General features: G+C 61.1%; 11 protein-coding genes. 4 read left to right on the forward strand and 7 right to left on the reverse strand.

Going from position 1 to position 15,674, the window contains the following annotated elements:
- Window positions 1-5: 5 nt before the first annotated feature.
- The 7 genes from C5J26_RS16115 to C5J26_RS16145 form a co-directional block, all read right to left on the reverse strand.
- Entirely contained in the window at window positions 6-737 is a 732-nt protein-coding gene (locus C5J26_RS16115; RefSeq protein ID WP_105402673.1) for a hypothetical protein, read from the reverse strand.
- Window positions 734-1,996, reverse strand: a complete 1,263-nt coding sequence (locus tag C5J26_RS16120; RefSeq protein ID WP_105402674.1) for a glycosyltransferase family 4 protein — start codon at window positions 1,994-1,996, stop codon at window positions 734-736. The genes C5J26_RS16115 and C5J26_RS16120 overlap by 4 nt, the downstream gene beginning before the upstream one ends.
- Entirely contained in the window at window positions 1,993-2,832 is an 840-nt protein-coding gene (locus C5J26_RS16125) for a class I SAM-dependent methyltransferase (RefSeq protein ID WP_105402675.1), read from the reverse strand. Before C5J26_RS16125 ends, C5J26_RS16120 begins: the two co-directional genes overlap by 4 nt.
- Window positions 2,829-5,084 carry a glycosyltransferase family 2 protein gene (locus C5J26_RS16130; protein ID WP_105402793.1) on the reverse strand — a complete coding sequence of 752 codons (2,256 nt, stop codon included), beginning with the start codon at window positions 5,082-5,084 and terminating at the stop codon, window positions 2,829-2,831. The genes C5J26_RS16125 and C5J26_RS16130 overlap by 4 nt, the downstream gene beginning before the upstream one ends.
- A gap of 65 nt (window positions 5,085-5,149) precedes the next feature.
- Window positions 5,150-5,809: a calcium-binding protein gene (locus C5J26_RS16135; RefSeq protein WP_105402676.1), complete on the reverse strand. Its 660-nt coding sequence runs from the start codon at window positions 5,807-5,809 to the stop codon at window positions 5,150-5,152.
- Window positions 5,810-6,081: 272 nt separating this feature from the next.
- Entirely contained in the window at window positions 6,082-7,482 is a 1,401-nt protein-coding gene (locus C5J26_RS16140) for an HlyD family type I secretion periplasmic adaptor subunit (protein WP_105402794.1), read from the reverse strand.
- Between the two features lie 17 nt (window positions 7,483-7,499).
- Entirely contained in the window at window positions 7,500-9,260 is a 1,761-nt protein-coding gene (locus C5J26_RS16145; protein WP_105402677.1) for a type I secretion system permease/ATPase, read from the reverse strand.
- A 255-nt stretch (window positions 9,261-9,515) separates the two neighbouring features.
- Between C5J26_RS16145 and C5J26_RS16150 the strand changes: the two genes are divergently transcribed.
- The 4 genes from C5J26_RS16150 to C5J26_RS16165 all read left to right on the forward strand — a co-directional run bounded on the left by C5J26_RS16150 (window position 9,516) and on the right by C5J26_RS16165 (window position 15,648).
- On the forward strand, window positions 9,516-10,028 hold the full coding sequence (locus C5J26_RS16150; RefSeq protein ID WP_371674243.1) for a MarR family transcriptional regulator: 513 nt from the start codon (window positions 9,516-9,518) through the stop codon (window positions 10,026-10,028).
- 43 nt (window positions 10,029-10,071) lie between these two features.
- Window positions 10,072-11,319, forward strand: a complete 1,248-nt coding sequence (locus C5J26_RS16155; RefSeq protein WP_105402678.1) for a glycosyltransferase family 4 protein — start codon at window positions 10,072-10,074, stop codon at window positions 11,317-11,319.
- Between the two features lie 179 nt (window positions 11,320-11,498).
- Window positions 11,499-12,980 (forward strand): DUF6212 domain-containing protein, encoded by a 1,482-nt coding sequence (locus C5J26_RS16160; protein ID WP_105402679.1) that lies wholly within the window; start codon window positions 11,499-11,501, stop codon window positions 12,978-12,980.
- Window positions 12,970-15,648, forward strand: a complete 2,679-nt coding sequence (locus C5J26_RS16165) for a glycosyltransferase (protein ID WP_105402680.1) — start codon at window positions 12,970-12,972, stop codon at window positions 15,646-15,648. The genes C5J26_RS16160 and C5J26_RS16165 overlap by 11 nt, the downstream gene beginning before the upstream one ends.
- Window positions 15,649-15,674 lie beyond the last annotated feature (26 nt).

Below are 15,674 nucleotides of genomic sequence, written 5' to 3' on the forward strand. Positions count from 1 at the left end.
CTCCATCAAATCCTGGCAATCAGCGCAAGACCGGCGCCAGCGGCAAATCCGACGAGAACGAACAGCAGCAACAGCATGGGTTTGAATTCAGCGCTCGCCCGCTTCTTCAGTGTATTCAGGTTCTTCTCCATCCCCGCCACGACCCCGTCCAGCCGCATCAGGTGGACATCGAGGTCATTCAGTCGTTGGCTGACCTCCACCTTGAGGTTTTCGACGGCGTTGCCCATTTCGGTCAGGCCGGTAGTTTCGGCCTTGTCCCCATCGATTTCCGGTGCGCGCTGCAGGGAGCGCTGCGAGACCTGCAACTGCCGCTGCGACGCCATCAGCACATCGAGTTTGTCGAGCACTTTTGCCAGCGGCGCTGCGATCAGGGCTTCGGCCGCCTGCTCGTTCGGCTGCGGAACACGCAGAGCCTGTTCGGAGCCGCTTTCATTGCGCGCCATGACGACGATATCGTTGGCCCGCGAATGGAGGGGATCGGGCAGCGCGATTTCGAACGCGTGTTTGCCGTCGCCGATACCGTTGCGCCGCAGATCGGGACGGTTGCGATCGGCAACGGCCTCGGCAATGACCTTGCCATCGAGAAGGACACGAATGGACAGCCGTTGATCCGGCGCCATCGGGTCGAATGCCCAGCCGAAGATCGTACCCATGTCGACGGCGTCCACCCGGCCGTTCATCGGCTTGACGTTGTCCTGTTCGGATGCGGCATCCGGTCGTTCGGCGGGACTGGTCATGCGCTCTCCAATGCCTGAACCTGTGCCGTCTCCATCCACTTGAGATAGCGGCGGGCAGTCGTGTCGATGTCGTCGGGCTTGCGGGCGTTTTGCGCGAACAGGTGCAGCAGTTTGGGGTCTTCCACGATGTCGCGCATCGCCGCGGCGAGCGCCCGGGCATCATTGGGTGGGACGGTCAGGCCGTTGACCCCATGCTCGACCATTTCAGCCATTCCGCCGATATTGCTGGCGATGACCGGGCGGCCTTGCGCCTGGGCTTCTTGAATGACCAGCGGTGCGTTCTCCCACCAGACGGAAGGAACGATGGTGCAATCGACCGCGGCCACCAGGTCGCCGATATCTTCGCGTCGATAGGGGCCGCGGGCCTGTACGGATCCTGATGTTTCGGCAAAGCGCCGATTGATCTCCTCGATGAACGTCTCGCTCTGGAAGGGCGCGCCGCCATGGACGCGAAGTTCGAAATCCAGGCCGTCGGCAAGAAGCTGACGCGCCGCCTCGAGCAAGACGGTCACCCCCTTCCAAGGGTTGAGATTGCCGAAATATCCGAAGACCGGCTTGCCACCCTGGAGCAGATCTCTTCGCACGCCGGCCTTGCGGACGGGGATGCCATTGGGAATGACGCTGATCGTATCTTCGTCCAGGCCCCATTGCACGTAGCGATCCCGCAAGAAGGCGCTTGGCGAGACGAAGTGGTCGACCGTGCTCAACAGGGCCTTCAGGTGGCGTTCGCGCAAGGCAAAGCGATCAAGCGGAATGTCCTTGAAGCAGGCATGGCAGCGGTCCGGGCTGGACTGGTGACAAAGCTCCTTGGTGCCAGTGCGCACCATCAGGCCGTCATGATGGCAGATGGGGTAGTAGTCGTGGAGTGTCATGACGATCTGGCAGTCGGGCAGAGTGCGGCGGACGATGTGGGGAAACTCGGCGCCGAGCAGCAGCATGTGATGGAGATGAACCACATCCGGCCGGAAATCGCGCAGCAGTTCCGCTATGTCAGGCACGACGCCATAGAGGTCGATCTGGCTCATGAAGAAGCGGTCGAAATGTCCGGACCACAGCAGGATTTCGTCTCCCGCCGAGCCGATGCTCTGGAAGCTCGTGCCTGGTCTCGCTTCGCGATGAATATGGTTTGTGGCACCGAGAAACAGAGCTTCATGGCCCGCGCGCTGATAGGCGCGAAACAGGTCATGGGCGAATATCTCGGTGCCGCCCGGGTGAAGGGACGGATGGTTGTGGGCAGCGACCAGAATGCGCTTGCTCATCGGCCATTTCCCCGACGCTTCGCCACAATGAAATCCTGATGGTGAGCCGCATTGGTACCGCGCCAATGGCCCAGCGATTTCAAGGCGACGGAGAGGCCGGCCCGTTCGAGCGCCCTGTCGAGAAAGCCGTCTTCGAAGCCGACTGCCGCAAGTGGCGCCTGGTTGGGCACGAACCAGAACGGGCTTTCGCCATAACGGCGGAACGCAAGGCGCGGATCGCGCCGCCCGTGCTCGTTTGCCGCCGCGATCCGGTCGACCACGAAGGCTGTCATGAACAATCGCCCGCCGAATGCCAGGACCCTGCGAACCTCGGCGAGATAAACGAGGACTTCCGCAGGGGGCAGGTGAGTGACCACCGACGTCATGATGACGAAGTCGAAATGGTGATCCGGAAAGGGAAGCCTCAGGGTCTTGCCGCTGACCTTGCCGGTCGGATTGTAGAGTTCGTGCGCGATATCCAGTCGCTGGAAGGCGAAATTGGAATAGGCGGGCGTGATCGTCCGCTGGCACCAGTCGATGCCGCCCTCGACCGGATCGATGCCATCGTAGCGGCTCGTCTGCGGATCGAGATACTGGGTGAGCGGCACGGCCATCCGGCCGATACCGCAACCGATGTCGAGCACGCGGGCCTCTTCGCGCAGGCCGCCGATACGGATGAAGTGCCCGAGGAATTCTGCGCCGATCGCACGAAAATCACCGTCACCCACGAAGACATTGGTGGGTTCCGGCTGCGGCAGAAATCGGTTGCCCCGAACGGCTTCGAGCAGCCAGCGAACACGGTCCTCGTCGACCAGCCGAGCCGGCTTGGGAGGGTGCACGAGTGCTACCTGTGTCACGCTGCGTTCCTTTCCTGGCTTCTGCCGTTTGTGGCGGCGGGGCGATCTTGAACTCTGCCGACCTGGTTCGCCATCAAGTCGGTGATGTCGTCTTCCCAGCGCTGGGTGTGCAGCCAGGAATTGTATTGGCTGGCGACGCCGCGCATATAGTCCTGGCTACGGCGGATCGAGCGGCGCTCGAAGTGATACAGACAGGCGGCCGGCTCATAGGTGATCTGGAGCCCGAGACGGCGGATCTTGAGGCAGAGGTCACTGTCCTCGTAGTCGCCGATTATGTAGTCCTCGGTGAAGCCGCCGACACGCTCGTAGATGGCCCTGCGGGTCACGAGGCAGGCGCCGGTGACGCCGGGAACCTCGCGGGCTTGCTGGGCGGGAGCATAGTCGCCGGGCATGCCCTTGTTGAAATGGTGGTTCAACCAGATCCCGCGCTGGTCGCGGCCAAAATACAGGCCGGCATGCTGCAGCGATCCGTCTTCGAAGAGCAGTTTAGGGCCGATGGCGCCGAGCCTGCTGTTTTCCAGAAGCGGCCGCGACAGCACCTGAAGCCAACCGGGTCCCTTTGGCACGACATCCGAATTGAGCATGACCAGAACGGCGCCGCGGGCAAAACGTGCGCCGGCATTGCAGGCCCGTGCGTAGCCGCTGTTGCGGTTCATGATGACCAGCTTCATCGGCAGCCCGTGCAGCAGGTGCAGGCCGCCCAGCATATGCTCCGTCTCATCCTGGATTTCCGGTGAATCGAGGACAAAGATGATCTCGGCATTGGCAACGAGCCACGGATCGGTGGCCATTCCCGACAGTTGGAAGCGCAGGAAATCGAGGACCTTGTAGAGAGGTATGACAATCGAAACGAGGGGTGTGGTTTCGGACAGGCTGTAGTCCTTGGTGGAATCGACCTCTATGGTCTTGCCCAATCGCCGTTCTATGTCCTGCAGGGCGGGCGCGAGGATCGCGCGGAAGGCACTGTCGACCGCATGCTGCGGCGGCACGGCGCGCAGGACATGGTTTCGCTGCGTTGCGGGCTCGAATGGCTGCAGCTTCGGTATCAGCGGCCTGACCGCTCCCGAAGCAAGGCGCAACTGAAATCGCGGCTGCAGGAGCGGGCCGGGGGATTCCGGCAGCGGAATCCAGGCAACGAAGCCGGTCACATCGGTCTTGCTCTTTTCATCCTTGCCTTCCGCCCATGCCGGGAATTTGTAGCTGTTTGCGTCAAGTGGCACGGCAGTGCCGTCCTCCTTGACATAGTCGATACCGGCGAAGGCGGATGATGGTGCATGGAACCAGCCGCCTGCCAGAAGGCCGTCGTCGAGCGCCAGGGCGAGATCGATCTCCCCCGACGGATGCATCGACGACTTGGCAATACGGGTTGCAGGCAGCGGGGCGTTGACCTGAAGGTCGATCGCCGTCGCGGCGCTGCCTTCCGGCAAGCTGGCGAGACAACGGACGACCATTTCGCGCAACTCCACGGCCTCACGGTTCTTGCTCCACCAGGCCTGAAGGCTGGGATGGCGAGGCTTGTCGTCAGCAAGCTGGCGGATTGCAGCACCATTCTTGCTCAGGAGGACGATCAGAAACGGAGGAGAGGGAAAAGGCGCCTCGGCGATGAAATGGCAGGGTTGCAGTCCGCTTTTCGCTTTGCGTCCGAGGACAGGCCTTGCGGCCATGCGTGCGATCGAAGTCGCGCCGATCGAATAGATCGCTACGATGTCGCCGAGGTCCGGATGGATCGCCGTCTCGATCAGATGGCGTCCCTGGGCAACCTGGCAGACGATGCCGGCGGCCTGCGGTTCGGGCACGAGCGCATGAAGGGCGTCTTCAACGATCATATGGAAAAGATGGTCACCGGTGATGCGAAAGGCGCTTCGCCAGACGGTCAGCAGGTTGTTGACGAACTTGATACGGGAACCCGGCGCAAGATCGGTAAACAGCGCTTCCACATCGAGGGGCGTGAGCATGCGTGCCGGCGGCATCATGACGGTTTCGACGATGCCGCCGTGTTCCGTGCAGATGTCCACATTCACCGGCTGCTGTTCCGGCCGCATCGCCCAGAACATGCGTTGCCTTCCGTGGCCGAGCGGAAGCATCATGCTGACCAGCGGTACCGGCGACCGATCCATCGACAACAGGCACTTGGTGGTTGCGGGAAGGGCCGGGGGGAGATCCCAGACAAGGATGGCCAAATCCGTGCCGAGCCGAAAGATTTTTGCGTTTCTAAAAACGCCGGTGGCGTCTATCGCTTCGTCGAACGTCACACGCTGCCCCTTTGGATCGGAGTTGCGCGCCCTGCGGGAGGAGGCAGGGCGCGCAGAAATCATGCTCAGTGAACGGTGAAGTAGTTCTCGGGATTGGCATGAATGTCGTCAGCGTCGACATTGACCAATGTGAGCGTATCGCCATGGCCGAGATCCACGACGACATTGCCGCCGACCTGCGTGATGCGCGAGGCCAGATCGTCCGGCGAAGTCACGTCGAGGCCATTGATGCCCTTCGAGATCTGCAGGATATCCTCGCCAGCGGTGAAGTCGAGAATGACGTCATTGCCGCCGCCGCCGCCGAAGACGAAGACGTCATTGCCAGCACCGCCGACAAGGAGGTCGTTGCCAGCGCCGCCATCGATGATGTCGTTGCCGTCGCCGCCGTAGAGGATGTCTGCACCCTTGCCGCCGGACAGAAGGTCACTGCCATGCCCGCCGAGCAGGGTGTCATTGCCCTTGTCGCCGTAAAGAAGATCATCACCCCAGCCGCCGACAAGATTGTCGTCGCCAGCTTCACCGTTCAACAAGTCGCTACCCTCGCCGCCGAACAGGGAATCATGTCCCTTTCCGCCGAACAGGATGTCGTCACCCTCACCGCCGAACACCATGTCGTGTCCGTTGCCGCCGTTTACGAAATCATCGCCCGCATGGGCGCGGATGAAGTCGTTGAAGCGGGAACCGAACAGGGCATCGTCGTATGCTCCGCCTTCCAATGTGGCCATCTGCCTCTCCTCTTCAGGTTTGTATGAGTGCGTTGTCGGCGCAGGGTGCGACGATTTCGCGCTTGAAATGTGCACTGCAAAAAACAGAAGCGCAAGCATAACCCGGAGCTAAAATGTCAGATGTTGGGAAATATATTTCCTGAATTGAATATTAATGGCACATTGTTTCGATAATGGGCCATCTTATAAATTAAAATTGCCGTATTTTACTTTGAAACAACTTCAATATTTGAAACAGTTTCTGCTATGCAGCATTTCTTGCGGCGTAGACACTAGTCTTCCCTGAAAGCGCGATGGAAACTCTCGAGGACGGGAGAGGTGATGTAGTCGATCGCGCGGCGTGACGCGTGAATGATCAGCACCTCTGCCGGCATGCCGGGATAGAGGCGCACATCAGGGTTTGCCTCAAGCGATGCCGGGTCGAGTTTGGCGCGCGCGACGAAAAAGGCACTGTTTGATTTCTCATCGACCGACTGGTCTGCGGCGACATACGTGATTGTACCTTCCATCGGCAGGCGGGACCGTTGGTTATAGGCCGTCAGCCGGACCTGGGTATGCGAGCCGACGGCGATGCTGTCGACGTCGCGAGGATTGACGCGCATCTCGACCAGCAGCGGCTCGTTTTCCGGGACGATCTCAAGCAGCGGCTGGCCGGGCGTGACCGCGCTGCCGGGGGTGCGCAACAAGATGTTGCTGATGATGCCATCCTGCGGAGAGCGGATTTCAAGCCGCCGCAGCACGTCCTTCGACGCGGTGATCTGTTGTTCGACGTCGGCGAGATCGACGCGTGCGGTGGTGATTTCGCCGGCAATCGTCGACTGAAAATCGCTTTCGATCCCGGTCAGCGCAAGCTGTGCACCGGCTGCGGCCTTTTCGGATTGGGCCTTGTTGCCGACGAGCTCGCCCCTTTGCCTCGCGAGATCGCTGAGTCTGGAGTCGATCTCGATGACCTGGGTACGCGGTACGGCGCCTATCTTCACCAATGAGTCCATCGCCGCGCGGTGCTCCCTGATGAAGCCGATTTGCCGGTCGATCGCCTCGATCTGGATATTGTATGACGCCGCCAGTTCGAGGTGTTCCTCGATCGTTTTTCTCTGGACCTCGACGCGTCCGACCTTGGTCTCGCGCCGCTTTTCAAAAAATATCGTCTCCGCCCTGACGGAGTCATCCATCGCAACATCCCAGGCGTCCCCGAAATCGTTAGGAAAACTGATTTGCGGCGCGTCGTTCTGTTCGGATTTCAGTCGAGCCAGTTTGGCGATCAGGCCGATGCGCCGGGCCTGGAGCGACCGGAGGCTGGAACGGGCGCGCGTATCCTCCAGTTCGATCAGGGGCTGACCGACTGTGACCTTGTCGCCCTCCTGGACGAGCAATCGGTTCATCACGCCGCCTTCGAAATGGCTGATGGTTTTTCGTTTCGAATCGACGATGATCGTGCCGTTGGCGACCGTGGCGCTGCTGAGCTCGACCGAGAACCCCCAGGCAAAAAATCCCCCGAACGACACGAGGATCGTGGCAAGCCCCGCAATGACGAGACCGCGCAGCGGTGAACGGTTGTCGAATTGGTCGGACTCCACGTTCGACGAGGCGGCATCCGGCAAGGCCGGCTGATATCGTTGGATTTGGCGCTCGGAAAGATCGGCGCGGATCGCGAGCGGTTTTTTCTCAACCAGGAGGGGTTTCTGCGCGGTCATATTGCGGATACCTCCCGGGTTGTTTCGCCCGGCGCCGCTACCGGAATCACGGACGTACGCGGTCCGAACTGGGTGATGCGGCCGTTTTCAAGCACGAGCAGCTTGTCGGCGACCTGCATGATGGCCGGCCGGTGAGCGATAATGATGACGATGGCACCACTTTCGCGGGCGCGCTCGATCGCGCGGATAAGGGCCCGCTCGCCGATCGCGTCCAGATTTGCGTTCGGCTCGTCGAGCACGATGAGGCGCGGCTGGTTGTAGAGGCAGCGCGCCAACGCGATGCGCTGCCGCTGGCCTCCGGAAAGGGTCAGATGTCCGTCGCCGACCGGCGTGTCGTAGCCGAGCGGCAGGCGCCCGACCATTTCATGGATGTCGGCCAGTCGCGCCGCCTCCAGGACCTTGTATGGATCGCTGTCTGCCATTCGCCCGATGTTTTCCCGGATGGTGCCTTCCAGAAGCGAGACGGATTGCGGCAGGTATCCGACAACCTGGCCGAACGAGCTACGCTCCCAGAGAAAGGTATTGTTGCCGTCGAGGAAGACGCCGCCGGACGTGGGGCGCAGGATGCCGACCAGCAGGCGCGCAAGCGTCGATTTGCCCGCGGCGGAAGGGCCGATCACGCCCAGAACCTCGCCCGGAGAGAGGGAGAAAGAAATGCCCTTGATGATCGGCACATCCAGGCCGGGGGCTGCGTAGATGAGCTTGTCGACGACGATGTCGCCCGACGAATGCGGCGTCGGCATCGTCTGGCGGATTGCAACGTCCGCCGTGAGGAGGGCCTCGAGACGATGCCAGGCCCCTGCCGCCAGTACCCACTGCCGCCAATTGTCGATGAGCGAATCGAAAGGGATCAGGAGGCGCCCGACCAGGATGCTCGATGCCATCATTGCGCCGGGCGTGATTTCCTGCTGCAGCACCAGATAGGCACCGGCCGCGAGCGTAATGATCTGGATGGAATAGCGCAGGCTGCGGGTAATGGAGGACATCGCCTTGCTCCTGCTCCCGCTCGTTTCATACGCGCTGAGGGCTTGCAGCTGCAGGGCACGCCAACGGGCCGCCAGGGCCGGCAGCATGCCCATTGCCTCGATTGCCTCGGAATGTCGCAGCGAAGCGCCAATCTTGGACACCGCCTCGATATTCGTCTGATTCGCCTCCTTGGTGAGTTGGCGTGTCAAAATGTCCGTAACCAGTCCGCCGCAGAGAAGCAGAGCGGCGGAAACGGCTCCGATGAGGCCAAAGAGCGGATGCAAAAGGAAAAGGGCGCCGAGGAAAATCGGTGACCACGCCGCATCGAGGGGCGCAGTGACTGCCGACGAGGTCAAAAAGCTTCGCAATTCCGAGATGTCCCGAAGCGACTGCGTCGCGCGCGACAGGCCCTGGTCGACCGAGGCCTGAACGGCGGCCGCCAGGATGGGCATGTTCAGTCTGCGCACAAGCGCACCTCCCATGGCCTGGAACGAAAGGGCGCGGATGAATTCCAGAACACCGAGCACGATCAGGGCGCCTATGGCCAGGATGACGAGCATTCCCAGCGTGTCCATGCTCTGACTGTTAAGCACCCGGTCATGAACCTGCAGCATGAACAGAGGCATCGTCAGCTGTAATAAATTCAGACACACGCTGAGCGCTGCGGCATAAAGCAGTCCCGACAAAAATACACGCTTGGCTTGCGATACTAGCAACCCTGGGCTGCTTTCTTTCCGACCTCTGCGAATTTGCCCCTTGATTGTTGTCTCATTTTGAACAGTATCGCGCATGGCAATTTGCCTCAGGTTAACGTTAGATCAATCAGTCGGAGGACGTTTTGGTTATAGCTAAACCGAAGGATAGTATTGCTTCCTCCAATCTGGCACATAACGGAGGGCTTGTGCAAGCTCATGGCGATTGGGGGGATTGGGCGTAGTTGAATATTACTTCAATTTTTGAAGTAGTTTCCTGAAGCGGAGATTGGGATGAAAGAAGAAGTTGTGCTTAATTTGCCTGTAGAGCTGAGTGGCGAACTAACAGTTCAAATGGGTCAGGCGGCACAGACAGACCCCAAGCATTCTCAGGATGCCGAGTTTGGGGCCCTCCAACAGGTTACATATTTCGAACTCGCTCGCCTCATGGAGCGGGCAAGCAGGCGGTTCTCGGGTCTGATCCGTGCGGAGCTGACCAAGCTTCGGGTTGACGATATCGGGCCGGCACAGGCGATGATCCTGCTGGCAATCGGCGATTCGGAGCTCTCGGTCGCCGAGCTGCTGGATCGGGGCCATTATGTCGGCTCCAACGTTTCCTACTATCTGAAACAGCTTGGTGATGGTGACTACATCGATCGGGTTGCCTCCCAGCGCGACAAGCGGTCCGCACGCATCAAGTTGACGGAGAAGGGGCGGCAGCTCAGAGCCAATCTCCGGGAGGCCGCGATGACCTATGAGCGCGCGGTGAATCGTGGCGACCAGGAGCAACGGATGCTTGAAACGGCCTTCCAGACACTGCATCAGCTCGAACTGGCCTGGGGCAGCACCTCACGGTACGGCGTTTGAGTGGTGGTGAGGCCGTGCGCCTGGCCGTGGGGGAATAGACGCGATGCACGTGGCGTTTGTTCATCGACGGGGTTTCGGCCAGTTCGCTGCCCTGGCCGCCCAGCTTGCACAGCTGGGCAATGAGGTCAGCCTCATCACCGAGACCATAGATCAGAAGATTCCTTCCGTTCGCGTCATTCGACATCGAGCGGAAGCGGGCCCGCGTGCGGATCCGCATATGGCCCGACACATGGCTACTCCCGATCACCATGCGCGAATCGGCCATCGCGTCGCCGAGACGCTCGATGCCATGGTGCGGCAGGGGCTGGTGCCCGATGTCGTCGTCGGCCATATCGGCTGGGGAAGCATGATGTTTCTGAAGGATGTGCTCCCGCAGGTGCCCGTATTGGGATATTGCGAGTTCTTCTACCGGTCGGAAGGGGCGGATATCGGGTTCTCCCCTGACGATCGGCCCGATCTGGAGACCCGCAAGAGACTGCGGCTGCGCAATATCGCGCAACTCCTGTCCCTTGAGGCCATCGAGGCCGGCATCAGCCCCACCCATTGGCAGAGAAGTCTTTATCCTGCCGACGCCCAGGGGCGCATTTCGGTGTGCCACGAGGGGATCGATACGGCGCGGTTTCGACCCGACCCGACGGCTTCGGCCACGCTTCCGGATGGACGCGTGCTGAGTGCCGATGGTCCTCCCATCGTCACCTTTGTCGCGCGCGATCTCGAGCCGTATCGCGGCTTCCCGCAGGTTCTGGAGGCTGCCGCCAAGGTCGTGCGCCAGCGCCCCGATGCTCTGTTCGTCTGCATCGGAGGAGACGGTGTCAGCTATGGCGTGCCGCCGCCGGGCGGCGGGGCGTGGAAGGATCATCTCCTCAAGTCTCTGGACATACCGCGGGAGAATATCGTCTTTCCCGGGGCGGTGCCGCATTCGCTCTTGCGGCAGATCTACCAGATCTCCTCCGCGCATCTGTACCTGACCTATCCCTTTGTCCTGTCCTGGTCGGTGCTGGAGGCGATGGCCTGTGGCGCGCTGGTCATCGGGTCCGATACCGCACCCGTTCAGGAGGTCATACGTTCCGGCAAGAATGGTCTTTTGGTGCCGTTCTTCGATACGGATGCACTCGCCGAGGCGATTCTCGGCGCCCTCGCGAGTCCGGAACATTACTTCGGGATGCGCGCTGCGGCCCGCCGGACAGTCGAGAGGCGTTTCCGGTTAGCGGAATGCCTCAACCGGCAGCAGAATATCATTGAAAAGCTGACCGGAAAGTCGTTTAGAGGCGATCAAGGAACGGCTGCATAATTATTACTTCAATTTTTAAAGTATATTTGGAGTTTATTTCTTTATATCGGTTGAATTTTGTTATTGTGCACTGCAATGTTAGTTGTTAGGCTTCCCCAGAAGACGCAGGATGACTTTGATAAAATTCGGTTATCCGGAATATTGTTCTTTGTTGCAGGGTAATTCTTCAGGGGCGGTGCGTGCTAAATTTGACGTCTTCCGGCATTGGGAAACAACTGGTGACGAGAAAGCTGATCGCGGCATCGGCCCGGGATCGCTCCTGCTTCGAGGGAAGCGATATCGAACATCAGGTCGTTTTCCTCGATGCCGATGGCCTTCCTCCGGTGACATTGCAGAATGCTTTTCCATTGGTCGCCGTCGCCTATTCGGACGAGGGCGAGGCGGATCTGCAGGCGGGTTTGGCGCTGCTTGGACCATTGGGGACGATCCCGGCCGTTCCCATCCGGCGGCTTGATCCCGCAAACAGGCCGGAAAGCCTCCCGCTTCTGCAGGCTCTGACCGAAGGCAGTGTCGGCCGGCTTGCGCGATACAGCGCCTCGATCACGTCCGAGCTTGCGATCCTGCGAAGGGAACGAGAAACGCTGCTGGAAAACTACCGAGCGCTCGAGGATGCGTTCCAGGCGCGAAACTGGGAGCCGGTTTCGGAGATTTTCTCCCACGATCCCTATGCCGATCCGAAGGACGAAGGGATCGGGCCGCTGCTTGCCGCAGCCTTTATCGAACAGCTTCTGCCGGTATCCAGCCTTGGCGTGGCGGGGTTTGCCCTTCACTTTCACTCGGTGCCCAGGATCAGCGGAGAGCTTGTCGTCGCGCTGAGCTATCTCGAGAGCGGTGAAGGGGTTGCCGAATGGACCGTCCCCTATGCGCAGCTCGTGCCGAACTGGAATTTCTTCTCGCTGCCCCGCGCCTGTGGGGGAGCTGCCCGTACGTTGCGGCTGCGGATCTCCGCGACCGGGCCGGAGACCGTCGGCCTTTCGCTCGGCTATCCGATCGCCGGCGAGCGTTATTCGGCGCGCTCGGAGCTGCCGCATCCGGATCTCGACCTGCGCCCGCTGGCGTTCAAGGTGTTCACGGGGTTGCCCGGGGTCAAGCCGACCAGGACACCCAACATGATAGCGCCGAGCAACCTGCTCGAAGGCCAGTACACTGTCGACTATCGCCTGGCGGTCGCGACCTTGAGCCAGGTCGCCGACGTTTCGGTCACGCCCATCGTCCCGGAATTCCAGACGGTGCGCTTCCTCGAGCACGAGCATGCGATCGTCTGCCACCCGTTGCCGAGCGGCATATCGGCCGGCGCGGTCAGTGGCGCCGTCGAGACCGGAACGATATCCTTTTCGGTGAGTGCCTTCATCGATCATCCGGAAGGCAAGCCCGCGGCGGTCAGCTTCCTGCTTGCGCCGGCAAATTCGAATGCGCGTTCCGAAGTGGCCGAGATCGCGCGAAAGGGCACGGCCAGACCGTCGACATTCTTCAGCGGATGGCGCGAAGTCAGCTCCAGTGAGGTCGTCAACATCAACATTCAGCTGGACGAGCCGGTGCGCGGCCCGATGGATCTGATGATCCTCAGCCGCGCGGTGACGGATTCGGTCGATTTCTCCTGGCTTAAAGTCTCCGGCTTCAGGATGGTCAAGCAATTTACGGAGGCCGCCGATGTCCGGTAACAGGGAGCCAGCCGACCTGATCGCCGTGGCCATGCCTCTCTACGGTCACGCGGCACTTGCCCTTGAGGCGATCGAGTCGGTGCTTGCCTCGAATCCCGGCAACTGCCGGATCGTCATCGTCGTCTCTGTCGACGGCGATCCGCGGCATGAGACGTTCGATCAGCTGCTGCTCTACGCCGCGGCCCATCCCTGCGTCCATGTCATATTCGGCCGGAACGCCGGCCCGGGCGGCGCACGCAATCGCGCCATCGATTACGTCATCGAGCACTTTCCGGAGGCGAAAGCCCTCTATTTCCTCGATGCCGACAACCGCATCCTTCCCGGCACGATCAAGACGCTTTACCAGCAGCTCGTCTCCAGCGGCTGCGGGTGGGTTTACACGAATATCGACACATTCTCGGTCAGCTGGCGCGCCCATTACGGCAATCGCTATTCGCGGCTGGTGCACTGCATCACCGACAATATCTGCGATACGGGATCGATGATCTCGATCGAGGTTTTCAAGGACAGCGTCCGCTTCAATGACGACCGGCAGAACGGTTTCGAGGATTGGGAATTCTGGCTGTCCTGCATCGAGCACGGTTTCGTCGGCACGCCCTGCCACGACACCGTCTTCGAATACAGGCTGAGGGCGGAAAGCCGCTTCAAGGAGGCGAACCGCGACCGCGCCACATCGGTCAGCTTCCTGCGCAAGCGCCACATGCCGTTGTTCCAGCGCCCGATGCTGGTGGATTTCGAGCACGAGGATTGCCCGCGCTACCTGTTTGCGCGGACGGAGGATACGGCGATCTCCTTCTTCACCGATCCCACCAAACCACCGACGATGCTTCGCCTCGACGACATCATCCCGGCCTTCTGGGGCAATATCGGTGAGCCGGACAATGAACATTTTCCGCCATTCCTGGTCGCCGGAAGCGGCGCGGCGCTCGACCTACTGCGGCGCTCGCGCATGCTGCCGAACGTGCTTGCTCATCTCGAGCGCCTGAGCGAGGTGAGCAATGTCGTCTTCGTCCAGCTCGCCAACGATGCTTCCCAGCGCAAGATCGAGCCGGTCATTCATGGTCCGGGCGCACAAAAAATCGGCCCCGCCGACCTCGTCTTCCTGTCGACCCGGATCGCCCAGGACGTGGTCCAGAACAATGCCGTCGACTGGTTCGCCTCGATCGCAAGCCAGCAGGTATGGCCGACATCGGCCATTCTGAAAGTGCGCTTCCCTTTTCCAAGAAGCCTGCCGCGCCGCTCCCTCATCACGCCTCAGCAGGTGATGATCAATTGCCTCAACGCGATTGCCTCGAGCCCCCTCCGCGAGACGGCGGGCAGGCGGTGGACCTGGCGTCCCGCGCGGCTGGTGCCCTATACCGATCTCCACAAGGCGTTGCGCAAGGAGATCGGAGGATCGCCGGTCCTGCCGCTCGGGCATAACGAGGGCAAGCGCACCGTGGCACTGCTCGTGCCGAACGCCTCGTTCGGCGGGGCTGAAAAGGTCGTTTATGCCGCGGCCCGGGAGTTGAAGGCGGCCGGTTACGAAACCCACCTCTTCGTGCTCGGCACGTCCCGGATGGATGTGATCGACGAATTCGATTCCTGTTTCGATTACATCCATTTCTGGGAGACGGGCATTCCGGCCTGGGGAGGGTCTGGTTCTTTCCTGGGACAGGACTTCATCGCCGAGGAGCATTCGGTCGACTGGCAGGCGCTCAAGGGGCAGCTTTCCGGCTTCGACCTGGTCATCAACAACCACGTGATGGCCGTCCATCCCCTTATCGCGCGACTGCGCTCCGAAGGCACGCGCACGGCCTGCTACCTGCACGTCGTGGACAACACGGCCTTCAAGAGGCCCGCCGGCCAGCCCTTCGCAGCGATTGCCCACGAGCATTGCTACGATGCCTTCCTGACCTGCTCCGAACAGCTCAAGATCTATCTGCACAGCTACGGCGTCCCGCACGAGAAGGTCTTCGCCGTTGCGAACGGCGCGAGCTTCTCGGTGCCGCCCAAAGCCTTGGCGGAGGTCCTGGCCGTCAGGCGTATTGAGCGCAAGGATGACCGCTTGCGGATTCTTTACATGGGCCGGTTTGACCAGCAAAAGGGCATCGACAGGCTGGCGGCAGTGCTCGCGGAATTGCGGGCCTCCAACCTCGCCTTCGACGCCCGGGCCATCGGAGGGGAAATCCTCGCCGATTCCAGGGTCTCCTGGAGTGAGCGGCTGAAGGACCTCGGTGTCGACGTGCGTCCGCCGGTCTTTGCGAGCAAGGATCTGATCAAGGCGCTCGGCTGGGCCGATGTTCTCCTCATGCCGTCACGGTGGGAGGGCGCGCCGCTGATGATCGCCGAGGCACAGCAGCTCGGCTGCGTGCCCATCGCGACCGCGGTTGGCGCGGTGGACGAGCTCATTTGCGACGGCGAGGACGGCATACTCATCGACGCTGCTTCCGATCCTCAGATGGTGAGGGAGATGGCACGCATCATTGAAGAGGTCGCGCGCAATCGCGCACGCCTTGCGCCGCTCATGGAGGGCTGCATCAGAACCGCCGCGCACCGGTCTTGGACGTCCTCCTTCTCGGATTTCATCGCCTGGAGCGATCGGTCCGTAAAAAATTCGTCACTGTCCCGCGCCGCGATCTTTCGCGAGCAGGCGACGGCAAATCCCGTGGTCGCGGCAGCTGGCTGATCGCCGAGCCGCTTCTTTGAAACAGA

Source organism: Neorhizobium sp. T7_12, from assembly GCF_002968535.1.
Taxonomy (GTDB): Bacteria; Pseudomonadota; Alphaproteobacteria; order Rhizobiales; family Rhizobiaceae; genus Neorhizobium; species Neorhizobium tomejilense.